The following is a 22823-nucleotide window of genomic DNA, read 5'->3' as shown; positions in this document are numbered from 1 at the left end:
TTCAGACGAGCAGTCGCCACAGGCCGATGAGGCCGAGGACGACGATGGCACCGCGCAGGGCCGCCGGCGACAGCCGGCGGCCGTAGCGTGCTCCCACCGCTCCGCCGATGAGGGAGCCGACCGCGATCAGACCGGCGGCCTGCCAGCTGATGTCGTCGAATCGAAAAATCGTGAAAGCAACTGCTGCAACGACATTCACCACCAGCGAGAGCAAGTTCTTGGCAGCGTTCATGCGCTGCATGGATTCGGGGAGCAGTGCGCCCATCACTCCGATGAGCAGGATTCCTTGTGCTGCAGTGAAATAGCCGCCGTAGATTCCGACCAGCAGAGTGCCGACGGTGACCAGCGCCATGCGGCCGCGGCCGATGTGGCCGGCCGCCTTGCCGGCCGCCTCGGATCGACGTTTGGCCCAGGCCTGGATCTTCGGTTGTGCGACAACGAGAATCAACGCACCGATGAGCAACACCGGAACGACAGAGGCGAATACTTTTTCGGGCAGATGCAACAGCAGCCATGCGCCACCGAGTGCGCCGAAGAAAGAGGCGGGAAGCTGCCAACGCAGTCGGTGCCATTGCCCGCGAAGTTCCCGGCGATACCCCCAGGTGCCCGAGACGCTTCCCGCCACCAGTCCGATGGCGTTGGACATCGTGGCGACCACCGGGGGATAGCCGAACGCGACCAGGGTGGGGAACGTGATCAACGTGCCCGAACCGACGACGGCGTTAATTGCGCCGGCCCCGAGGCCGGCGAGCAGGATGACGAGAATTTCCGATACCGGCACTGTTGGGAGGTTACCCAGACGAAGGAGTAGGGCTCCCGGCAGGATGCCGCTCCTTCGGTGTAGCCGTAGCCTGGAGTACGTGAGCCTTGCCCAGGATGAACGTTCCCAACTTGTTCGGACCCTTCTCGACGTCGGTCCCGATGCGCCGACACTGTGTGGTGAGTGGACTGCTGCCGATCTGGCCGCGCACCTCGTCGTTCGCGAACGGCGGCTCGATGCGTCGCCGGGTATCTTTCTCGGTCCGTTGTCCGGATACACGGAGCGGGTGCAGCGTTCCGTCGCGAAGCGACCATTCGCGGCGGTGGTCGAGGACGTTCGCACCGGGCCGCCGATGTGGTCGCCGTTCGCCCTGCTGGATCCGCTGATCAACCTCGGTGAGATGTTCGTGCATCACGAGGATCTGCGCCGCGCGGAAGGGAAGTGGACCCGACGGGTTCTGCCCAGCGCGGTCGAATCCCGACTGTGGCCCCAGGTACGGTTGATCGGACGAGCAGGGCACCGCTCGGCACCGGTTCCGGTGCATGTCCGCACCCCGGACGGCCGACAGGCCACCTTCAAGGGTGGCTCGGGCCCGGGTGTGACGGTGGTGGGGGAACCCTCCGAACTCCTTCTCTATGCGTTCGGTCGGGACCAGGTAGAGGTCGTGTACGAAGGTTCTGCGAACGATGTCGCCGCCGTGAAGGCGCTCGACCTGAGTTTCTGACGCACATCCGTCGTTGTTACTGGTGTTGCGGATGGTTTCGACGGGGCTGTTGCGACTAGCCTGGGGGCATGGCAGGAAAGACCAGCACCTCCACCGCCAGGGCCGGATCCAGCGGATCCGGCTCCTCGCGCGCGTCCGGTACCTCTCGTAAGTCCGGTACCGGACGCACGGCTCGAACCGTCACGACACCGAAGAAGCCCACCGCGCCCCGCAACCCGGCGACCACGCGGGCAAGCGCATCGTCTCGCGGTAAGGCACCTGCGAGAGGTGCTGCGTCGCGGCGGCCCCCCACGAAGAAGAAGTCCCGCGGTGCGCTCGACGCGATCGGTCGCGGAATCGCGTCCACGTGGTCGATGGCGGCACGAGGTGTCGGTGCCACCACACGCACCGTCAGTAAGGCCGCGGACATCGAGCACGGTCACCGACGTGACGGAATCGCCCTCGGGCTCATCGCCGTCAGCGTCGTCGTCGCCGCAAGCGTCTGGTTCAGTGCCGGCGGCCCGGTCGGTGAGTGGATCGAGGTAGGGATCCGTGCCGTCATCGGCGACGCCGGCTACGTCGCACCCGTGCTGGGGGTCGCGATCGCCGTCGTGCTGATGCGTTCCGAGCCTCGCCCCGAGGTCAGACCACGCCTTGTCCTGGGCTCGATACTGCTGGGCTTGCCCGTTCTCGGGCTGTGGCACATGGCGGCGGGGTCACCGACCGACGCCACCGGCCGGTCCGAAGGAGCGGGCTTCGTCGGCTACGTTGCGGGAGGACCCATCGCCGACGGCCTGACGGTGTGGCTCGCCGTACCGTTGCTGCTGCTCGCCGGCCTGTTCGGCGTGCTGCTGCTCACCGGCACCACGGTACGAGACGTACCGGACCGGATGCGGGCACTGTTCGGTACCGACAGTCGAGGCGACGAATACGACGAGTACGACCCGGCCGATTTCGGTTCGGAATTCGGCGACGAGGGCTACGGCGACTACGACTCGAACTTCGACGCCGACGGATACCCGGTGCACGGCACCACCGACCCGTACGACAACTACCCGACCGAGGAGTACATCCCGGTCGTCAAGCCATCACGCGCTCGCAAGACCCCTGCACCGGCACCGGAGGCCCCCACCGAGGTCATGACGCCTGCCGCGGCCGCACCGGTCCCGGTGCCCGAGCCTGCCGCGCCCCCGCGGCCGAAGCCCAAGCCGATCGTCAAGGCCGCCGAACCCAAGCCGGCTGCCGACGACGACAAGATCGTCGTCGATCGCGTCGTCGATCGCGTCGTCGACGGCGACTACACGCTGCCGTCGTTGTCGCTGCTCATCGACGGTGATCCGCCCAAGACGCGCAGCCAGGCGAACGACGCGATGATCGAGGCCATCTCCGAGGTACTCGAGCAGTTCAAGATCGACGCTGCGGTCACCGGATTCACCCGCGGACCGACGGTCACCCGCTACGAGGTGGAGCTCGGACCGGGCGTCAAGGTCGAGAAGATCACTGCGCTGGCTCGCAACATCGCCTACGCGGTCGCGACCGACAACGTGCGATTGCTCGCCCCGATCCCCGGCAAGTCCGCCGTCGGTATCGAGGTGCCGAACTCGGATCGCGAGATGGTCCGCCTCGCCGATGTGCTGACCGCCCCGTCGACCCGCAAGGATCACCACCCTCTGGTGATCGGCCTCGGCAAGGACATCGAAGGCGATTTCGTCAGTGCCAACCTGGCGAAGATGCCGCACCTGCTGGTGGCGGGATCCACCGGTTCGGGTAAATCGAGCTTCGTGAACTCGATGCTCGTGTCGCTGCTGGCACGGGCGACACCCGACGAGGTCCGGATGATTCTGATCGACCCGAAGATGGTCGAGTTGACGCCGTACGAGGGCATCCCGCACCTCATCACGCCGATCATCACGCAGCCGAAGAAGGCTGCCGCGGCCCTGGCCTGGCTCGTCGAGGAGATGGAGCAGCGCTACCAGGACATGCAGATCAACAAGGTCCGGCACATCGACGACTTCAACAAGAAGGTGCGGTCCGGCGAGATCACCGCACCGTTGGGCAGCGAGCGCGTCTACCGGCCGTACCCCTACATCCTGGCCATCGTCGACGAGCTTGCCGACCTGATGATGACTGCTCCTCGCGACGTCGAGGAAGCGATCGTGCGCATCACCCAGAAGGCGCGCGCCGCAGGTATCCACCTGGTGCTCGCCACGCAGCGTCCGTCCGTCGACGTCGTCACCGGTCTGATCAAGACGAACGTGCCCTCACGTCTGGCGTTCGCCACGTCGTCGTTGACCGACTCGCGAGTCATCCTCGATCAGCCCGGAGCCGAAAAATTGATCGGCATGGGCGACGCGCTGTTCCTGCCGATGGGTGCGGGCAAGCCGACGCGTCTGCAGGGTGCGTTCATCACGGACGAGGAAATCTCGGCCGTCGTCGACTTCGCAAAGAATCAGGCCGAGCCCGAGTACAACGACACCGTCACCGCCGCGAAGGTCTCGGACAAGAAGGACGTCGACCCCGACATCGGTGACGACCTCGACGTGCTGCTGCAGGCCGTCGAACTCGTCGTCACCAGCCAGTTCGGTTCCACGTCGATGCTGCAGCGCAAGCTACGGGTCGGATTCGCCAAGGCAGGACGACTGATGGACCTCATGGAGAACCGCGGCGTCGTGGGTCCGAGCGAGGGCTCGAAAGCCCGCGAAGTACTCGTCAAGCCCGACGAACTCGACGGATTGCTGTGGTCCATCAAGGGCGGGGACCCGGACGAGCAGCCGGCGTCCGAGGAGTTCTGACGGGCTCTACACCTGCGTGAATGGACCATTGCAGCCGTCTGGGCGGTGCAATGGTCCATTCACGCAGAACGGGTGGGCGAGCAGACTCAGGCCGTGAACGCGCCCATCACCGGTGTCCATTCGTGGAAGTCTGCCGACTCGATGAGGTTCTCGACCGCGAAGGGATCCTGGGCGAACAGTGATTCCACGGATGCGGCGTCCGGGCCGTCCACGAGCAGCAGAGCGCCGCTGTCGTCGGCGAACGGGCCACTGGAGACGAGCGTCTTCTTCTCCAACAAGTCGGCCAGCCACGCCCGGTGTGCGGCGCGATGGGTGTCGCGGCCCTCGGTGGTCGTGGGGGAGTACGTGTAGGTGACGGCGATCAGGGGCATGGAGCTCACTTCCGGATTCGAGGGGTGTCCGGAGAATTCTGTCAGAGCGAGAGCAGCATGCGCGTGTTGCCCAATGTGTTCGGCTTGACGTAGCTCAGGTCGAGAAACTCTGCGACGCCGGTGTCGTAGGACCGGCACATCTCCGCGTACACCTCGGCAGTGACGGGCGTTCCCTCGATTTCGGAGAAGCCGTGCCGGGCGAAGAAATCCACTTCGAAGGTCAGCACGAACACCTTCTGCAGCGCCAGCTCGCGTGCCACCTCGATGAGTTTGGCGACGATCAGGTGGCCGGCTCCGTGCCCCTTGGCTGCGGGGTCGACTGCCACCGTGCGTACCTCACCCAGGTCTGCCCAGAGCACGTGCAGAGCTCCGCATCCGATGACTTCGCCTGCGCGCTCGGCAATCCAGAACTCCTGCACTGCCTCGTACAGCGTCACCAGGTTCTTCTCGAGCAGGATTCGGCCCGCGTAGATGTCGATCAGCCGCTTGATCTCGGGAATGTCGGAGGTTCGGGCTCGACGCACGACCAGGGTGGCGTCGCCGATGGACGTGCCGTCCACGGTGTCGGAATACTCGTCGGATTCGGGATCGGCAGTGTCGCGACTCGCCCGATTCGGCCCAGAAGTCATGTGGTGAACAGTAGTCACCGATGCAACCGATAAACTTTCCGTGTGTCGTTCAGCGAGCAGTGTCCCCGTCTCGACGGGTCGGTGCTGCCCGAACGCCGACACACCATCGAAGGCCCGGTCCGCGGCCGAGAAGCGGCTTCGTGACCGGCCCGACAGCGCCGGGCCACGGTGTTCCGCCCGGCGGTGCCTCGCCCAGTGCGGGGCTGCCGCACGGCAACGCTGCTCCGGGCGGATCGGACGCCGTCCCGCTGCTCAACATCGCCAATGTGTTGACCGTGCTGCGCATCGCTCTGGTTCCGGTCTTTCTTGCGGCACTCTTCGTCGGAGACGGTCACGACACCTCGTGGCGGTTGGCGGCGACGGCGATCTTCGCCGCAGCGGCCATCACCGACCGGATCGACGGCCAACTCGCCCGCAAGTACGGACTCGTCACCGATTTCGGGAAGATGGCCGACCCCATCGCCGACAAGGCGCTGATCGGCGCTGCCCTCGTCGGACTGTCGATGTTGGGCGATCTGTCCTGGTGGGTGACGGCGATCATCGGGGTACGCGAAATAGGCATCACCGCTGTCCGGTTCGCCGTCATTCGTCACGGAGTCATTCCGGCCGGTCGTGGCGGCAAGGTCAAGACACTGGTCCAGACATTCGCGATCGGCGTGTATCTGTGTCCGCTGCCCAGCGCAGTCGATCCAGTGGCGGTGGCGCTGATGGCTCTGGCGGTTCTGCTGACCGTGTACACCGGCCTGGACTACGTGGTTCAGGCGATTCGGTTGCGCCGGGGTGTGTCCTCGGTGTGAGTGCATTCGACGGGCGTCCACGAGGCGATGCGGGAAGTTACAGTTCTGACAGCCGTGTCGGAGCCCCTTCGGCACGTGTCGGAGGCGACGGGCATATAGGGTCGGGAACCAATCGGGCCGGCTGGGACGTTGACCCTACGACGGCTCCGAACGAACGATACGAACGTGGTCGTCTCGACGGCACAGTCGTCGGCAACAGCACCAACGAGGAGGAGCGAGATGGCGCTGCTATTGCGTGAAGCACTCGGCGACAGTTTGCGGCGTACTCGCGTCGCACAGAGCCGCACCCTGCGTGAAGTCTCGAACACCGCGCGCGTGAGCCTCGGCTACCTCTCCGAGGTGGAGCGTGGTCGCAAGGAAGCGTCGAGCGAACTGCTCGCAGCGATCTGCGATGCTCTCGCCGTTCCTCTCTCCGACGTGATGAGCGACGTGAGTATCACGCTGTCGGATGCATCCACCGCTGCTGTCCGTGCCGAGGAATCGGCTGTGGCCACCCGCATCGACGGAGATACACGAGTCGTGATTCCGGCACCTGCTGCCAGAGCTCTCGCCGCCGCCTAAGATCGAACGAGTAGCCGAAGTCGGCTGCCGGCCCCACCGAATCACCCGAACATCACTGCACTGACAGGTTCATTTCGGTCACTGCGACAGCAGCCGACCCGTACGCGGCCACCGCGGCGCAACAGATGGAGGCAGGACCACCCCATGGCTAATCCTTTCGTCAAGGCCTGGAAATACATGATGGCGCTCTTCAATTCCAAGATCGACGAGAAGGCCGACCCCAAGGTTCAGATTCAGCAGGCGATCGAAGACGCGCAGCGGCAGCACCAGGCGCTGTCGCAGCAGGCGGCGTCCGTCATCGGCAATCAGCGTCAGCTCGAAATGAAGCTCAGCAGGCAGCTGGACGAGGTCGAGAAGCTCAACGCCAACGCTCGTCAGGCCGTGACGCTGGCCGATCAGGCCGCCACTGCAGGTGACGTCGAGAAGGCCACGCAGTACACCAACGCGGCCGAGGCGTTCGCGGCTCAGCTCGTGACTGCCGAGCAGAGCGTCGAGGACCTCAAGGTTCTGCACGACCAGTCTCTGCAGGCTGCCACACAGGCCAAGAAAGCCGTCGAGCAGAACGCGATGGCCCTGCAGTCGAAGGTCGCCGAGCGCACCAAACTGCTCAGCCAGCTCGAGCAGGCGAAGATGCAGGAGAAGGTCAGCGAATCGCTGCGCTCGATGGACAGCACGTTGTCGGCACCGGGAAACACCCCGAGTCTCGATGCGGTACGCGACAAGATCGAGCGTCGCTACGCAGACGCGCTCGGTTCCGCCGAGCTCGCTCAGAACTCCGTGTCCGGACGCATGCTCGAGGTTCAGCAGGCATCTGTGCAGATGGCCGGTCACAGTCGGCTCGAGCAGATCCGTGCCTCCATGGCCGGTGACTCCCTGCCCACGGGTAATTCCGCCGCCAAGCCGTCGATCGCCAAGGCCCCGGACGCAACGCCCGAGCCGCCGGCACAGGCGTGATCGACCGAACGCGAAGTTCGTTCGAGTAGACAGTAGTTCCGACGCATGAGCAACAAGAATCACGAACCCGGCCGGTCGCGTAAGCGGCCGGCCGTTTCGCTGGACAGGGAGACGGTGACAGCCGCCGTTGCCGAATCCGGAGCGGTGGTCCGGTCTCTGGCCGAGACAGCGCGGGCCGCAGGAACCTCACTGCTCGATGCCGCCGGCCGTCGTAAGGATCCACGTGCCAAGCACCTGAAGAAGATTCGACGGGCTCGCCGGCGAAGTATCAGGTTCGGGGCCGCGTCGACGACCACTGCGGTGAGTACTGCGGGGATCGCAGCCTTGTCGGCTCCGGAATGGACTCTGTTCGTCGGTGGTGGTTCTGCCGCGCTGTTGGCCGTTCCTGCTGTGTTCGCCTTCGGTCGTTTGCGGCGACTGCGAGGTCAACCGGTTCCGGTGGGACTGCCCGGCAGGCGTTCGTTACCGCAGCGTGGATCTGCCGCCTTCGAGCCGATGTCACGTTTGGCAGGCGCAGAGCAGAGTCTGTTCGAGCTGCTCGGAATTCTGGCGCGATCGGGCACCATCGCCGCCGAGGACGTCGAAGAGATGATCGGCGTTGCCTCGGATGCGGTGAGGGGCTTGGAAGGTGTTGCCGTCGATATTGCGGCCCTCGAACGTGCGGGAGCGGCAAGCTCGTCGACACGCACGCATCTGCGGCCCGGAATCGAGGCTGCGGCAAGCGATCTCGCTGCCGGAGTGGATCAGTACGAGGATCTCGTCGCCGCTGCAGCACGGATGACCGGACCGGCCGGGTCCACGTCGAAGAACGTGGTGGAATCTCATCGCCGAGAATTGTTGTCTGCCACCGATCGACTGCAAGGGTGGGCCGAAGCGCTCACCGAACTCGACGAAATCCGGTCACGACACCGGTGAGAAGATCAGGGTTCACCCCGATGTGTTCGCCGTGATCGGCTGCCAGTATCGACATAACGCGATACGACCCGGTGCGCGTCACACGGTAGGAGCCGTTCATGTTCTGGAAGATTCTCGGATTCATCGTTCTCGTCTGGATCGCACTTGCCTTGCTGGGCAGCATCATCAAGGGCTTGTTCTGGTTGGTCGTGGCCGGGGCCATCGTCTTCGGGCTGGTGTGGCTGTACAAGGCCATCTCCTCCGGTCACGACCGTTCGTCGCTGAAATACTGACTGCCGACCGCGTTACGTGCGCAGTGGGGAATCCGCTCCGACGAACACTCGCAACGCACGCGGCACGCATTCGATCGTGACGGGTAATTCTGCGATGCGTTCGCCGTCTGCGTACGCCACCATGTCGTCGCAGTGCACGGTCACGTTCCGGGCGCTGTAGACCTCGACCTCCGGAAGGTCGACGTGGGCACCCCGATACAACGTCGGCGACAGCGCAAGCAATCGCGTTCGACTCACATCCCGGACGACAGTGATGGCGAACAGCCCGTCGTCCACTCGTGCGGTCGGGCAGATGGCCATGCCGCCGCCGTAGCTGCTGCCATTTCCGACGGCGACGAGAACGGCATCCAGGTGCAGCTCGGCGTCATCCAATTCTATTGTGTACGAAAGTGTTCGGAGAGCAGCCAACTGCAATATCATGGCCGCGTTGTACCGCAGCGGGCCGGCAAGCCACTGCAGGCGGCCGGCGCGCTCGGTGACCAGTGAATCGAAGCCGCTCGACAGGACCGTACCGAACCAGCGCGTCCCGACCCTACCGAGATCTATCGACGTCACGACTCCGTCGACCACGAGATCCGCTGCGCGGGTGGGATCGTCGAGGGGGACCCCGAGCGTCCGGGCCAAATCGTTGCCTGTGCCCGCAGGAATCAGTCCGAGCGGAGTGTCGGTTCCCGCGATCACCTGTAACGCGAGATTGACGACCCCGTCGCCGCCCACGGCAACGACGGCATCCGTCCCGCACCCGACGGCTCGCTTCAACAACTCCAGCGCATCACCCGCCGTTCGGCCCTCGACGGTCGAGACGTCGAGTTCACGCTCGCGCAGACGCGTCACGGCGCGCCGTGCTGCGTGGACTGCTCGACCACCGCCGGCCGTGGGATTGGTCAGAACGGTCACCGATCGCGTCATGCAGGCTCGAATTCGTCGGTCACTCGATCAGCTTGCCAGGGTCGAGGTTTCCTGCGCAGGTCGGCGGCGTGATCGGCACCCGACAATGGCACCGAAGAATACGGACGGACGGGCCGACGGTCACTGTGCAACACGGTGTCGCTGTTACTGTGAGGTATAGTAACGACACGAAATGTTTCCGAGTGAAGTACTTTACTTCCGACCGTTGTGCGAAGGGTGATCTGTGATCGAGCAGCAGGTGTCGACTCCCGCCTCGGTCGAGTCCTCCCCGGAGGCAGCACCCGAGAAGTCGGTGGAGGACACCGTTCTCGACGCCGCACGATCGTGCATCCTCGAACGAGGAGTCAAGCGTACGACCCTCGCCGAGATCGCACGACGCGCCAAAGTCAGCAGGCCCACGGTGTACCGGCGGTGGGCCGATACCCGAGCAGTGGTGTCGAGCCTGCTCACCCGTGAGATCGCTGCCCTGATTCCCGACTTCGACGCCACCGCGTCCGGACGCGAGCAGATCGTCGTTGCTGTGGTTCAGGCGGGAGATCGAATAAGGCAGCATCCGCTGTTCGTCAAGATTCTGCGGTCGGACTCGGACGTGCTCGCGACCTACATTCTGCACCGCCTCGGTACCAGCCAATCGTTGATCATCGATGCAGTTGCGCGTCTTGTCGAAGCGGGACAACGTGATTCGTCGATCCGCGACGGGGATCCGAATACCCTGGCGACGCTCGTCCTGCTCATGGTCCAGTCCGCCGTCCAGTCCGCCGAGATGGTGTCCGAACGGGTTCCGGGTGGCGAGGTGGTACGCCAGATGGCGGACGCCGTCGACGCCTACCTTCGTCCCGACAAAGCCTGACCGTCGGTGCCGCTGCCCGGCACGATCGGTGATCGTCCAGCGCGGCGATGTGGCACGCTGAGCGCGTGCGAGTAGCAGTGGTGGCCGGCCCGGACCCAGGACATGCGTTTCCCGCTATCGCCTTGTCGCTGTTGTTCGAGCGGGCGGGTGACGATCCGGTCCTGTTCACCGGAAGCCGGTGGGTCGGCGACGCCAGAGCGGCCGGTCTTCGCACGCTCCCACTGGGTGGCCTGCTGCCGCGACCGGAGGACGACGATCTCGATGCCGGGCAGCGAATTCATTCGCGCGCAGCCTTTGTCGCGACAGAACTGTTGCCGGACCTCGAGCGCGAGAACGTCGATCTGGTGGTCTCCGATATTCTCACGGCCGGAGGCGGAATGGCTGCCGAGCGATTGGGAATTCCCTGGGTCGAGCTCTCGCCCCACCCGCTGTATTCGCCATCGAAGGGGTTGCCGCCCATCGGAAGTGGGCTCGCGCCCGGACGCGGTGTTCGGGGTCGTCTTCGCGATACGGTGATGCGCGCGTTGACGGCGCGCTCTATCGCCCGCGGGCAGCAACAGCGCGCCGACGCCCGAGTGAGCATCGGACTACCCGCACGCGATCCCGGGCCGGCTGCTCGGCTCATCGCCACCATTCCCGCACTCGAAGTGCCGCGGCCCGACTGGCCGGGGGATGCCCATGTGGTGGGCCCACTGCTGTGGGAGCCCACCGACGAATTGCTCGACGTCCCCGCCGGCGATACGCCGCTGGTGATGGTGGCCCCGTCGACGGCGTTCACCGGGGCCGAGGGAATGTTGGAGATGGCTCTGAAGGGATTGGACGGCACAGGCGTCCGGGTAGTGGCCTCGGTGCTCGACGGGGGGCCCGACGACGTGCCGGAATGGGCGAATGCCGGACTCGGTCGCCAGGACGAATTGCTGCGCCGCGCCGATGTCGTGGTGTGCGGAGGTGGTCACGGCATGTTGGCCAAGGCGCTCATCCACGGAGTTCCAGTGGTCACCGTGCCGGGCGGCGGCGATCAATGGGAGCTGGCGAACCGGGCCGCTCGGCAGGGGAGTGCCGTACTGGTGCGTCCCGCCACCGCGGGTGCAATTGCCGACGCCGTGTCCGCCGTGCTGTCCGACCCTCGTCATGCGGCGGCAGCGACCTCGGCGGCTGCAGGCGCGCATCACGTCGAGGATCCTGTCTCGGTCTGCCGCGAGGTGCTCGCCGGTAGCGACGCCGAGGGCGGGCGTTAGGCTGATCGATGTGCGTCTGACCGAATTTCGTGAACTGCTCACCGAGGAGTTCGGCTCCGTTCGAGGCAATTCCCTGCTCGCCGATCATGTGCTGTCCGGTATCGGACGGACGGGCGCGCAGGCCATCGAAGACGGTGTCGACCCGCGGGAAGTATGGCGGTCGATCTGTTACGAGTTCGATGTGCCCAAGGAACGTTGGTAGCTCCACTGCATCGGCTCGAGTCGCTCGGCGTGTCGAAAGCCGTGGTAGTTGACTCGAACACGTGTTCGCCTATGCTGATGTCAACGGTTGCTGGCCGGTCTCGAAGAACTTCTTGTCGGTACCCCGTTCTAGCGTTACCGCCAACAAGCTGATCGACAGACACAGCTGAACGAAACGACACAGGGAGCTCACGATGGCTGCATACGACCGCGACAAAGCGCTCGATCTCGCACTCGCGCAGATCGACAAGAATTTCGGTAAGGGCTCGGTGATGCGCCTCGGCGACGAGGTCCGTCAGCCCATCGCCGTCATCCCCACGGGATCGATCGCGCTCGACGTGGCACTCGGCATCGGAGGTCTGCCCCGCGGCCGAGTCATCGAGGTCTACGGTCCTGAGTCCTCGGGTAAGACCACCGTCGCATTGCACGCGGTGGCCAGCGCTCAGCGTGCCGGCGGAATCGCCGCGTTCATCGATGCCGAGCACGCGCTCGATCCCGACTACGCGAAGAAGCTCGGTGTCGACACCGACGCACTGTTGGTCTCGCAGCCCGACACCGGTGAGCAGGCCCTGGAAATCGCCGACATGTTGATTCGCTCCGGTGCCCTCGACATCCTCGTCGTCGACTCGGTGGCCGCACTGGTACCGCGCGCCGAGATCGAAGGCGAGATGGGTGACAGTCACGTGGGTCTGCAGGCCCGTCTGATGAGCCAGGCGCTGCGCAAGATCACCGGTGCCATGAGCAACTCCGGTACCACCGTGATCTTCATCAACCAGTTGCGCGAAAAGATCGGCGTCATGTTCGGTTCCCCCGAAACCACCACCGGTGGTAAGGCATTGAAGTTCTATGCCTCGGTACGTCTGGACATCCGTCGGATCGAGACGCTGAAGGACGGAACCGAGGCCATCGGTAACCGCACCCGTGTCAAGGTCGTCAAGAACAAGGTCGCGCCGCCGTTCAAGCAGGCCGAATTCGACATCATCTACGGCAAGGGCATCAGCCGTGAAGGCTCGTTGATCGACATGGGTGTCGAGCACGGGTTCATCCGCAAGTCGGGCTCGTGGTTCACCTACGAAGGCGATCAGCTCGGACAGGGCAAGGAGAACGCCCGTAAGTTCATGCTCGAGAATCCCGATGTGCGTGACGAAATCGAGAAGAAGATCATGGAGAAGCTGCAGATCGGTGCGGACGTCACCGCAGAGGAGCCCGCAGCTGCTCCGGTCGACTTCTAACCTGGGTTCGCTGTGCAGCAGCGAGACAACGGCGGCGGCACCGAAGCGCAGGCGAAAGACGTCTGCCTTCGGCTGCTGACCGACCGGGCCCGCAGCAGACACGAACTCGAAGCCAGCTTGGCCAAGAAGGGTTTCACCGACGAGGTCTCCACCGCAGTGCTCGACCGACTCGAGAAGGCGAAACTCGTCGACGACGAGTCGTTTGCGGAGCAGTGGGTTCAATCTCGGCACAAGTACTCCGGCAAGGGCAAACGCGCTCTGAGCATGGAGCTGCGGAACAAAGGCGTCAGCAACGAGTTGGCCGTGAACGCCCTGGATCTGATCGATGCCGAAGACGAGCGTCAGCGTGCTGCGGAGTTGGTGCGCAAACGATTCCGAACGCTGCATCTGCCGGATCCGAACGGGCCCGACGCACGAGTCGAACGCGACAAAGTGGTGCGCAAGTTGGTCGGGATGCTGGCCCGCCGCGGCTACTCGCAGGGAATGGCATTCGCCGTGGTCAAGGAACAACTCGATCGCGTGGGAGCCGACACCGAAGACTTCGACGGCCCAGACTCGATGTGATCGTCCACATCGAGTCCAGGAAGTCGAGAAACAGTATGGCCCGCAACACCATCGGTGTTGCGGGCCATACTGCTGTGCAGCCGAACGGTGCGGAGCTCAGGCCGCTTGACCGCCGTCGAGCGCAGGCACGACAGCGGCGTTGCCGCCCTTACGCTTTCGCGATCGCAGACGCCGCTCGACCACGGTCGCCAGTTTCGTCAACGCCGAGTTGATGATGATCATGATGACGGCGACGATGATCAGCGACGGGAGGTAGTTGCTGTAGAACGCGCCGACCTGCTGACCGGAACGGACTACTTCGACGTACCCGATGATGTATCCCAGCGCCGAGTCCTTCAGTGCCACCACCATCTGCGAGATGATGGCGGGCAGCATCGCGGTCACGGCCTGGGGGAGCAGTACCAGGGTCATGACCTGGCTCTTGCGCATGCCCAGCGCCGAGGCGGCTTCGCGCTGACCCTTCGGCAGTGAATTGACTCCGGCACGTACGATCTCGGCGATCACCGATCCGTTGTACAGAGTGAGGCCGGTGACCACCGCGGCCAACGCCAGGTACTTGACCTTGAAGACCTCGTAATCGGCGTACACCGCGTACAGGAAGATCATCAGGATCAGCACGGGAACTGCACGGAACAATTCGACGATCGCACCGCTGACGATCCGTACAGCGCGGTGATCCGAGAGGCGGCCGATGCCGAGGACGGCACCGAGAATCAGGGCGAACACGATCGACAATGCCGCCGCGACCAGAGTTCCCTGAATACCGGGCAACAGATACGTGGTCCACGTTGTCGATTCGAGGAACGGGTCCCACTTCTCGGCAGTGAGCTGCCCCTTCGAGTCGAGGGCGCGGTAGATCAGAAATGCGATTCCGAGCGAGATCACCGCGACGACGACAGTCAGAATGCGGTATCGCAGTACCGCTTTGGGTCCGGGAACGTCGTACAGAACTGCTACTGCATCACTCATCATGACACCGCCAATCGCTTGCTGATGTAGCCGAACAGCAACCCGGTCGGGAGCGTCAAGATCATGAAGCCGAGCGCGAAGATTCCGCCGACGACGAAGATCGCGGCCTCGTTCTCGATCATGTTCTTCATCAGGAACGACGCCTCGGCGACGCCGATGACCGATGCGATGGTCGTGTTCTTCGTCAACGCGATCACGACGCTTCCCAGCGGGCCGACCACCGCGCGGAACGCCTGAGGAAGAACGACGATCGAGATGTTCTGGGTGAACGTCATTCCCAGCGAGCGGCCCGCTTCGGCCTGCCCCACCGGGACGGTGTTGATGCCCGATCGCAGTGACTCGGCCACGAACGACGCGGTGTAGATGCTCAGCCCGAGGATTGCCAATCGAAAGTTGTTGTCGTCGAGTGACGTCGGTGAGGACTCCGACGCCAGAGAAACGCCCATTGTCTGATACAGCCCGAACGAGGTGAACAGAATGATCAGGGTCAAGGGGGTGTTACGAAAGATGGTGACGTACGTCGCCGCAATTCCGCGCGCAATCGGAATGGGTGATACGCGCATCGCGGCGATGATCGTTCCGATGACCAACGCACCGACGAGGGATGCCAACGTCAGGTAGATGGTCGAGAGGAACGCGTCGATCAGTTGATCGCCGTACTTGCTCAATAGGTTCACGGTGCTTGTTGATCCTCACGGCTCGGCGAGATCGAGCCGTCGTGTCCCGCCCGCGACGAGCGGGACACGACGGCGTGGTCGATCAGTAGCAGTCGATCAGTAGCGGTCGACGGTGGGCGGGCTCGGCAGCGGGTAGCCCGACGCGCCGACGGTGTCGTTGAACGCCTGCTCCCAGGCACCGCTGGTCACCATCTCTTCGATGGCGTCGTTGATCTTGTTGCGTCCGTCGGTGTCGTCCTTGTTCAGGCCGATGCCGTAGTTCTCCGTGGTGAAGGGCTCACCGACCACCTTGAACTGACCGGGGGACTGAGCGGCGTAACCGGCAAGGATGATGTCGTCGGTGGTGACGGCGTCCACGGTGCCGTTGCGCAGTGCTTCGACGCAGGCGGAGTAGGTGTCGAACGGCTGAAGCTGGACTCCCGGGTACTCGTCGGCGATGTTCTGTGCCGGGGTGGAACCGGTGACCGAGCACAGCTTCTTGCCCTCGAGCGAATCGGGACCGGTGATGTCGGTGTTGTCCTGCTTCACCAGGAGCGACTGACCTGCCACGAAGTACGGTCCGGCGAAGCCGACCTTCTCCTTGCGGGTGTCGGTGATGGAGTAGGTGGCGACGATGTAGTCGACCTCACCGTTCTGGATCAGCGTCTCGCGCTGCGCGGACGGGGATTCCTTGAATTCGATGTTCGCCTCGTCGACACCGAGCTTGCCTGCGACGTACTTGGCCACCTCGACGTCGAAGCCGCTGAACGAGCCGTCCGGATTGCGGAGGCCGAGGCCCGGCTGATCGAACTTGATGCCGACGATGAGGCTGCCGTTCTCGGCGCTGCTCGAGATGGTGCGCGCTTCTTCGCCGCCGCCGCAGGCGGTGGCGACGATGGACAGAGCGGCGATGGCGACACCGAGGCGAAGCGGTCGGGTGATTCTCACAGTGAATGTCCTTCGGATAGGTCGTACGTACGGGGACGAGCGGTGAATCTGATCAGTGACCGAGGATCTTGCCGAGGAAGTCCTTGGCGCGTTCGGACTTCGGGGACTTGAAGAAGGTTTCGGGATCGGTGTCCTCGACGACGGCACCGTCGGCCATGAAGATGACTCGGTCGCCTGCCTTGCGGGCGAAGCCCATCTCGTGGGTGACGACGAGCATTGTCATGCCCTCCTTGGCCAGCGAGGTCATGACGTCGAGTACCTCGTTGACCATCTCCGGATCCAGGGCCGAGGTGGGCTCGTCGAAGAGCATCACTTTGGGGTTCATGGCGAGTGAGCGGGCGATGGCCACGCGCTGTTGCTGACCACCCGACAGCTGAGCCGGGTACTTGTCTGCCTGGTTGGCGATGCCGACGCGTTCGAGCAGAGCCAGTGCGCTCTTCTCGGCCTCGTCCTTCTTGAGCTTTCTCACCTTCATCGGTGCCAGCATGACGTTCTGCAGAATGGTCTTGTGTGCGAAGAGGTTGAACGACTGGAACACCATGCCGACATCCGCACGCAGTGCAGCGAGGGCCTTGCCCTCGGCGGGGAGTAGATCCCCGTCGACCTCGATGGCACCGGAATCGATCGGCTCCAACCGGTTGATCGTCCGGCACAGCGTCGACTTGCCGGATCCGGACGGACCCACGACGATGACGACCTGGCCGGCCGGCACTTCGAGATTGATGTCCTTGAGTACGTGCAGATCACCGAAGTGCTTGTCGACGGATTTGAGCGAGATCATCGAAGGGGCGCCCGGCGGTGGTGTCGCTGCCGGGGCGTCGGTGGCGTGCGTCATAGGTGGAAACCCTATGCGTAGTTTCCTCGCCGACCGGCGTTTTCGCCCGCAGTCTTCGATTATGTAATGGAAACTTTACTGTCGGCACGCATAGCGCCTGCACAGTCCGCGGAGGGCCCCGTGACCCCGGCGTGTCCGCCCGTGCGATGGACGTACCCTGAAGAGGTGCAAACGAGTGTTTTTTCGACCGTGGACGTGACCGATCGCGGGAGCGTCGACCCCGAGACGGCCAGTGCCCCATCGGCGGCAGGTGCCCGCAGCTACGAGGTGCGCACACACGGCTGCCAGATGAACGTTCATGACTCCGAACGCCTGTCCGGGCTGCTCGAAGAGGCCGGTTACGTGCCCGCCGACGCCGGTACCGACGCAGATCTCGTCGTGTTCAACACGTGCGCTGTACGCGAGAACGCGGACAACAAGCTGTACGGAAACCTCGGCATGCTCCGGCCCGCGAAGACGCGAAACCCCAACATGCAGATTGCCGTCGGCGGTTGCCTGGCGCAGAAGGACCGCAACACCGTCGTGGACAGGGCTCCGTGGGTGGACGTGGTCTTCGGTACGCACAACATCGGGTCGCTGCCGGTACTGCTCGAGCGCGCCCGGCACAACGAGCAGGCTCAGGTCGAGATACTCGAGTCGCTCGACGCCTTCCCGTCGACCCTGCCGGCCAAGCGGGAGTCCGCGTACGCCGGCTGGGTATCGATATCGGTGGGCTGCAACAACACCTGCACGTTCTGCATCGTTCCGGCGCTGCGCGGCAAGGAGATCGACCGCAGGCCGGGCGACATCCTTGCCGAGGTACAGGCTTTGGTGGACCAGGGCGTGCTGGAGGTGACGCTGCTGGGACAGAACGTCAACGCCTACGGTGCCTCGTTCGCCGACCCCGATCTGCCTCGCGACCGCGGGGCGTTCGCCGCGCTGCTGACCGCGTGCGGATCCATCGACGGACTCGAGCGAGTGCGGTTCACGTCTCCGCATCCGGCCGAGTTCACCGACGACGTCATCGAGGCGATGGCATCGACCCCGAACATCTGTCCCACTCTGCACATGCCGCTGCAGTCCGGCTCGGACCGAATCCTCAAGGCGATGCGCAGGTCCTATCGACAGACGAAGTTCATGGGCATCATCGACAAGGTTCGCGCGGCCATGCCGCACGCGGCGATCACCACCGACATCATCGTCGGTTTCCCCGGCGAGACCGAAGAGGATTTCGAGCAGACGCTCGAGGTGGTGCGGCGTGCGAAGTTCGCCAACGCGTACACCTTCCAGTACTCAAAGCGCCCGGGTACCCCGGCGGCCGACATGCCCGATCAGGTACCGAAAGAGGTTGTACAGGAACGGTATCTGCGGTTGATCGCGCTGCAGGAGGAGATCGTCCTGGCCGCGAACCAGGCCCTGATCGGCACCGAGGTCGAATTGCTCGTCGCCACCGGTGAGGGGCGCAAGAACAACGCAACTCATCGGATGAGCGGACGCGCCAGGGACGGCCGACTGGTGCACTTCGCCGTCGACGCCGAGCGAGCGGGCGACATTCGCCCGGGCGACGTCGTCACGACGACCCTGACCGCCGCGGCCCCGTACCACCTGATCGCCGACGCCGGAGTGCTGACGCACCGACGGACCGCGGCAGGCGACGCCCACGAACGCGGCATCATGCCGAAGACGGCCCCGATCGGGGTCGGTCTCGGACTTCCCTCGATCGGTGCCCCGGCACCGCTTCCGGTTCAGACAGGATGCACCGTATGACAGACACAGATGGACCCGATCGCGTCGTACCCTCGCGAACCGCCGAGGAACTCGGACGAACCGAGCGGGCGGTGATGACCGAGCTGGATCCGGGAGCGCGAGCCATGGTGGTGGCCGGGCTGGTGCTGGTCCTGTTGGTCACGTTCGCGTTGCCGCACACCGGATCGGCCACCGGATTCGACGTGCTGACGGGCAGCGACGCAGCAGCCGCGGAATCGATTGCCCTGCCGTCGCGCGTTTTCGTCGTGCTGGTGCTGACGTTCGGTGTGGTGATGTCGGTGCTGGCGCTGGTCACCCGCGTCTGGGCGCTGGCCTGGGCCGCTCTCGCCGGGTGTGCGGTGTCGTCGGTGTACGGGATGCTTTCGATCTGGACGCGGCAGACCGTGCCGGACAACCTGCAGGGCGGCGGACCGGGCATCGGTCTCGTCATTGCGTGGATCGCGGTGATGGTGCTGACGTTCCATTGGCTCAAAGCCGTATGGAACAAGACCAACTCTCAGCTCGCCGCTCAGGAACAGCGCCGTATCGCGGCGGCGTCGGGCGAGCAGAAGCTACGCCTGTGGGACGGCCACTCGAACCCCTGAGTTCGTGTGGCCGCCCGCACCGCACTGCAGGTCACAACTCGTCGACGGCACTTTCCGCGGCATCGGCCCATTCACGCCACTGCTGGGCCTGCGCACGCGCCCGCTCGGCGTCCTTGGTCTTGCCTGCCGCCGTCGCCTTGGCCGCTTGATCCTCGAACTGGGCCACTCGCTCACGGAACTGGGCCGCGCGGGCAACCGCCTCGGGGTCGGAACGACGCCACTGAGACTCCACGGCGTCGTGGACGGACTTCTCGATCGCCCGGAGCTTGCCTTCGAGTTCCTGCATCTTCTCGCGCGGAACCTTGCCGATGGCGTCCCACTTGTCCTGCAGATCACGCAGCGCCGCACGAGCAGCGTCCAGGTCCTTGCTCGGATCGATATGTGTCTTTGCCAACAACGCTTCCTTGGCCTCGGCGTTGGCCTCGAATTCCGCGTCCCGCTCCGACGCCGCGGCGTTGCGTGCCGCGAAGAATACGTCCTGGGCGGCCTTGAAGTTCTTCCACAATGCGTCGTCGGCGTCCCGCGGAGCCCGGCCCGACGCTTTCCACTCCACCAACAGGTCTCGGAATGCTGCTGCAGTGGGACCCCAATCGGTGGACGAGGACAACGCTTTTGCGCGCTCGACCAGCTCTTCCTTGCGGGTCTTGGCTGCTCCTCGCTCCCGATCGAGATCAGCGAAATGCGCTCCACGACGCCGGTTGAAGTTCTCCCTGGCCTTCGAGTACCGCTTCCACAGCGCATCGTCGATCTTTCGATCCACCCCGCGGATCGTCTTCCATTCATCCAGAATCTCGCGCAGCCGGTCCCCGGCATGCTTCCACTGCGTCGATTCACTGCCGATCTGCTCGGCCTCGGCGGCGAGGGCTTCCTTACGGGCAGTGTGCTCGGCGCGTTCGAGCTCCTTCTCCTGCTTGGCGACCGCCGCTGCTGCGTCGGAGTGCTCGACGACGGCGTGGAGTCGGCGAGCCAGCAGATCGAGGTCGCCGATCACCGCAGCCGTCGGCAGGCTCTCCAGCAGCGCCGAGGCCGCAGCCTTGGTTTTCTTGGCATCACCGGTACCCGACGTCAATCGGGCTTCGAGCAGTCCGACCTCGGTGGCCAGATCGTCGTAGCGCCGCCCGAAATGCGCGAGGCCTTCCGCTGCGTCGCCCGCTTGCCAGGAGCCGACCTGACGCTCGCCGTCCGAGGTGCTCACCCACGCGGTGCCGTCGTCGTCGACCCGGCCGTACTTGCTCGGATCGCTCGCCGGCGCGACCACGGTGGGCACATGCGCGGCCGTCGGGTGCGGCTTGGCTGCCGAGGAGCCACCGGGGCGGGGTGCCCCGGGACGAGGAGAAGCAGAACTCGGTCCGCCGGGCTTCGGTCCGCCGCCGGGCTTGGGGCCGCCACCTGGCTTGGGTCCTCCGGTCGGAGGTGTACCGGTCGCGTCACCGCCGGAATGATCGGCGGGTGCAACCGACGACGGGGCGTCGGGGGTGGTGGGGGTACCGGCGTTCGGGTCGGTCATTGTTCCTCATCTCTGCCGCGCGTCACGGCTGCCTACGATCGCGATCTGGACACCATTGAACTCGGTGACGACCGATCGGACCATTGAAACAGCTCAGACGGTTCGAGGTGGACTCGTCCGGCCAAGTCGCGTCACCGACTAGCGTGATACGTGTGTTCTGTGCCGCGGCCCTGGTGCCCTCTCCGCCGTTACTGGTCCCCGAACTGATGGGCCGGGCAGCAGCCGAGGCAACCGAGCTTCGGGCCGCTGCTGTGTCTGCTGTCGAGCAGCTGTCCGCGGTGGCCGACCGGTGGCTCGCGGTCGGCGTCGACGACGGCGAGGGGCGTTACGACGAGACGACGGTCGGTACCATGCGTGGGTACGGCGTCGATGTGGAGGTGCGGCTGTCCGGTTCGCCGGCACGGTCCGGGCCGGACCCCGAGTTGCCGCTGGCGGTTCTCCTCGCCGGCTGGCTGCGCGGTGCGGCGGCGGCCGACAGGGCAATCGAGGTCCGCACGGTACCCGCGGACGCGAGCGCACGATGGTGCTCGCACGCTGGGATGCAACTGCGCCGCGAACTCGACGCGTCCGACGACAGGTGGGGAGTGTTGGTGCTGGCAGACGGCGCGAACACCCTCACCCCGAAGGCACCGGGGTCGTTCGATTCGCGCGCCGCGGACGTGCAGCGTCGCATCGACGATGCTCTTGCCACCGCCGACGTCGACGCCCTCGCGGAGCTCGACGAGGGCCTCTGCGCAGCGATCGGCGTGCGGGGCCGACCGGCCGTGCAGATGCTCGCCGCACTCGTGGGAACCGACCCCGTCTCGACGACCGAGCTGTATCGGGGCGCACCGTTCGGTGTCGGATACTTCGTCGGAGTCTGGTCCCGTGGCTGACGAAACCGGGGCGACCGCCGAGGATTCGGCCACGACACCGGTGGCAGTGATCGGACCGACCGCAGCGGGCAAATCGGACCTGGCGCTGGACCTGGCCGAGGAGCTGGGCGGGGAGATCGTCAACATCGACGCGATGCAGCAATACCGGGGGATGGACATCGGTACCGCGAAAGTGACCGTGCCGGAGCGCCGCGGCATCGTGCACCATCAGCTCGATGTGCTCGAGGTCACCGATATCGCGACGGTGGCGCGTTACCAATCTGCTGCCGTCGCCGACGTCGAGAACATTCGATCCCGTGGCCGTCGGCCGATCATCGTGGGCGGTTCGATGATGTACGTCCAATCACTGCTCGACGAATGGGCCTTTCCCGCCACGGACCCGGTCGTCCGGGCCAAGTGGGAGGCGGTGCTCGAACGCGACGGAGTCGACGCGATCCACCGCGCTCTGACGGAGGTCGATCCGGACGCTGCCGCGTCGATCCTGCCCACGGACGGACGGCGGATGGTGCGGGCCTTGGAAGTGGTCGAATTGACCGGTCGGCCTTTCGCGGCCTCGGCCCCCGTCATCGGTGAACCGCGCTGGGGCACGGTGGTGCTCGGCGTCGACCGCGACACCGCAGAGTTGGACGAGAGGATCGATCTGCGTACTCGGCGCATGTTCGATTCCGGGTTGCTCGACGAGGTCGAAGGGTTGCTGGAGCTCGGCCTGCGCGACGGGGTGACGGCGTCACGGGCGATCGGCTACGCCCAGGCGCTCGATGTGCTGGCCGGGGAATACGACGTCGACCATGCGCGGGAGCGGACGTTCATCGGCACCAGGCGCTATGTGCGTCGCCAGCGGTCGTGGTTCCGCCGCGACGAACGAGTGCGGTGGCTCGACGGCGCATCGCCCACCCTGCGGTCGGATGCGCTGTCCGCGATCGAACTCGGCTAGGTCGGTCCCCGTAGACTCGCC

25 protein-coding genes are annotated in these 22823 nt (G+C 65.0%); 16 read left to right on the top strand and 9 right to left on the bottom strand.

The window, feature by feature from the left end:
* Position 1: 1 nt before the first annotated feature.
* Positions 2–781, bottom strand: a complete 780-nt coding sequence (locus J2X62_RS16070) for a sulfite exporter TauE/SafE family protein (RefSeq protein ID WP_032366467.1) — start codon at positions 779–781, stop codon at positions 2–4.
* A gap of 79 nt (positions 782–860) precedes the next feature.
* Here J2X62_RS16070 and J2X62_RS16065 point away from each other — a divergent pair, with 79 nt between their 5' ends.
* A complete protein-coding gene (locus J2X62_RS16065) occupies positions 861–1484 on the top strand; it encodes a TIGR03085 family metal-binding protein (protein ID WP_310181726.1) in 624 nt (207 codons plus the stop codon).
* Positions 1485–1552: 68 nt separating this feature from the next.
* Positions 1553–4255: a DNA translocase FtsK gene (locus tag J2X62_RS16060; protein WP_310181724.1), complete on the top strand. Its 2703-nt coding sequence runs from the start codon at positions 1553–1555 to the stop codon at positions 4253–4255.
* Between the two features lie 86 nt (positions 4256–4341).
* Here the strand turns inward: J2X62_RS16060 and J2X62_RS16055 are convergent, their stop codons facing one another.
* A complete protein-coding gene (locus J2X62_RS16055) occupies positions 4342–4626 on the bottom strand; it encodes a YciI family protein (RefSeq protein WP_027496823.1) in 285 nt (94 codons plus the stop codon).
* A gap of 41 nt (positions 4627–4667) precedes the next feature.
* A complete protein-coding gene (locus tag J2X62_RS16050) occupies positions 4668–5255 on the bottom strand; it encodes an amino-acid N-acetyltransferase (RefSeq protein ID WP_228139205.1) in 588 nt (195 codons plus the stop codon).
* Between the two features lie 203 nt (positions 5256–5458).
* On the opposite strand from J2X62_RS16050, the gene pgsA reads away from it, so the two are divergent.
* The 5 genes from pgsA to J2X62_RS16025 all read left to right on the top strand — a co-directional run bounded on the left by pgsA (position 5459) and on the right by J2X62_RS16025 (position 8754).
* Entirely contained in the window at positions 5459–6052 is a 594-nt protein-coding gene (pgsA, locus tag J2X62_RS16045) for a CDP-diacylglycerol--glycerol-3-phosphate 3-phosphatidyltransferase (RefSeq protein WP_027496825.1), read from the top strand.
* 219 nt (positions 6053–6271) lie between these two features.
* On the top strand, positions 6272–6613 hold the full coding sequence (locus J2X62_RS16040; protein ID WP_027496826.1) for a helix-turn-helix domain-containing protein: 342 nt from the start codon (positions 6272–6274) through the stop codon (positions 6611–6613).
* Between the two features lie 144 nt (positions 6614–6757).
* The gene (locus tag J2X62_RS16035) at positions 6758–7567 is read left to right on the top strand and encodes a PspA/IM30 family protein (protein WP_027496827.1); all 810 of its coding nucleotides are present in this window, start codon (positions 6758–6760) and stop codon (positions 7565–7567) included.
* Positions 7568–7612: 45 nt separating this feature from the next.
* Positions 7613–8482 (top strand): phage shock envelope stress response protein PspM, encoded by an 870-nt coding sequence (locus J2X62_RS16030; protein WP_310181716.1) that lies wholly within the window; start codon positions 7613–7615, stop codon positions 8480–8482.
* Between the two features lie 98 nt (positions 8483–8580).
* Entirely contained in the window at positions 8581–8754 is a 174-nt protein-coding gene (locus J2X62_RS16025) for a hypothetical protein (protein ID WP_027496829.1), read from the top strand.
* Between the two features lie 12 nt (positions 8755–8766).
* Here J2X62_RS16025 and J2X62_RS16020 read toward each other — a convergent pair whose 3' ends face one another.
* Positions 8767–9663: a diacylglycerol kinase gene (locus J2X62_RS16020; RefSeq protein ID WP_027496830.1), complete on the bottom strand. Its 897-nt coding sequence runs from the start codon at positions 9661–9663 to the stop codon at positions 8767–8769.
* Positions 9664–9901: 238 nt separating this feature from the next.
* On the opposite strand from J2X62_RS16020, the gene J2X62_RS16015 reads away from it, so the two are divergent.
* From J2X62_RS16015 to J2X62_RS15995, 5 genes are all read left to right on the top strand, one after another.
* Complete coding sequence (locus tag J2X62_RS16015; RefSeq protein WP_027496831.1) at positions 9902–10513, top strand: TetR/AcrR family transcriptional regulator; 612 nt, start codon at positions 9902–9904, stop codon at positions 10511–10513.
* A 65-nt stretch (positions 10514–10578) separates the two neighbouring features.
* Complete coding sequence (locus J2X62_RS16010; RefSeq protein ID WP_032366617.1) at positions 10579–11751, top strand: glycosyltransferase; 1173 nt, start codon at positions 10579–10581, stop codon at positions 11749–11751.
* A 10-nt stretch (positions 11752–11761) separates the two neighbouring features.
* The gene (locus J2X62_RS16005; RefSeq protein WP_027496833.1) at positions 11762–11953 is read left to right on the top strand and encodes a DUF3046 domain-containing protein; all 192 of its coding nucleotides are present in this window, start codon (positions 11762–11764) and stop codon (positions 11951–11953) included.
* A gap of 193 nt (positions 11954–12146) precedes the next feature.
* Positions 12147–13184, top strand: coding sequence for a recombinase RecA (gene recA / locus J2X62_RS16000; protein ID WP_027496834.1), 1038 nt, complete (start codon positions 12147–12149; stop codon positions 13182–13184).
* A gap of 12 nt (positions 13185–13196) precedes the next feature.
* Positions 13197–13748 (top strand): regulatory protein RecX, encoded by a 552-nt coding sequence (locus tag J2X62_RS15995; RefSeq protein ID WP_032372568.1) that lies wholly within the window; start codon positions 13197–13199, stop codon positions 13746–13748.
* 96 nt (positions 13749–13844) lie between these two features.
* On the opposite strand, the gene J2X62_RS15990 is transcribed toward J2X62_RS15995, so the two are convergent.
* The 4 genes from J2X62_RS15990 to J2X62_RS15975 form a co-directional block, all read right to left on the bottom strand.
* Positions 13845–14717, bottom strand: coding sequence for an amino acid ABC transporter permease (locus J2X62_RS15990; RefSeq protein ID WP_310181699.1), 873 nt, complete (start codon positions 14715–14717; stop codon positions 13845–13847).
* Positions 14717–15394, bottom strand: coding sequence for an amino acid ABC transporter permease (locus J2X62_RS15985; protein WP_027496837.1), 678 nt, complete (start codon positions 15392–15394; stop codon positions 14717–14719). The genes J2X62_RS15990 and J2X62_RS15985 overlap by 1 nt, the downstream gene beginning before the upstream one ends.
* Positions 15395–15490: 96 nt before the next feature.
* The gene (locus J2X62_RS15980) at positions 15491–16321 is read right to left on the bottom strand and encodes a glutamate ABC transporter substrate-binding protein (RefSeq protein ID WP_027496838.1); all 831 of its coding nucleotides are present in this window, start codon (positions 16319–16321) and stop codon (positions 15491–15493) included.
* A 52-nt stretch (positions 16322–16373) separates the two neighbouring features.
* Positions 16374–17102 (bottom strand): amino acid ABC transporter ATP-binding protein, encoded by a 729-nt coding sequence (locus J2X62_RS15975; protein ID WP_174557262.1) that lies wholly within the window; start codon positions 17100–17102, stop codon positions 16374–16376.
* 249 nt (positions 17103–17351) lie between these two features.
* Between J2X62_RS15975 and miaB the strand changes: the two genes are divergently transcribed.
* On the top strand, positions 17352–18902 hold the full coding sequence (gene miaB, locus J2X62_RS15970; RefSeq protein ID WP_094653102.1) for a tRNA (N6-isopentenyl adenosine(37)-C2)-methylthiotransferase MiaB: 1551 nt from the start codon (positions 17352–17354) through the stop codon (positions 18900–18902).
* A complete protein-coding gene (locus J2X62_RS15965; RefSeq protein ID WP_027496841.1) occupies positions 18899–19486 on the top strand; it encodes a hypothetical protein in 588 nt (195 codons plus the stop codon). Before miaB ends, J2X62_RS15965 begins: the two co-directional genes overlap by 4 nt.
* 31 nt (positions 19487–19517) lie before the next feature.
* On the opposite strand, the gene J2X62_RS15960 is transcribed toward J2X62_RS15965, so the two are convergent.
* On the bottom strand, positions 19518–20993 hold the full coding sequence (locus J2X62_RS15960) for a DUF349 domain-containing protein (RefSeq protein ID WP_032389872.1): 1476 nt from the start codon (positions 20991–20993) through the stop codon (positions 19518–19520).
* 152 nt (positions 20994–21145) lie between these two features.
* On the opposite strand from J2X62_RS15960, the gene J2X62_RS15955 reads away from it, so the two are divergent.
* Positions 21146–21868: a class III extradiol dioxygenase subunit B-like domain-containing protein gene (locus J2X62_RS15955; protein WP_032372567.1), complete on the top strand. Its 723-nt coding sequence runs from the start codon at positions 21146–21148 to the stop codon at positions 21866–21868.
* Positions 21861–22802 (top strand): tRNA (adenosine(37)-N6)-dimethylallyltransferase MiaA, encoded by a 942-nt coding sequence (gene miaA / locus J2X62_RS15950; protein WP_094622481.1) that lies wholly within the window; start codon positions 21861–21863, stop codon positions 22800–22802. Before J2X62_RS15955 ends, miaA begins: the two co-directional genes overlap by 8 nt.
* Positions 22803–22823: the final 21 nt, after the last annotated feature.

The organism is Rhodococcus sp. 3258 (genome assembly GCF_031456475.1).
In the GTDB taxonomy this organism is placed as follows: domain Bacteria; phylum Actinomycetota; class Actinomycetes; order Mycobacteriales; family Mycobacteriaceae; genus Rhodococcoides; species Rhodococcoides fascians.
The sequence above is the reverse complement of the archived record's forward strand: the minus strand, read 5'-3'. Positions and strand labels throughout refer to the sequence as shown.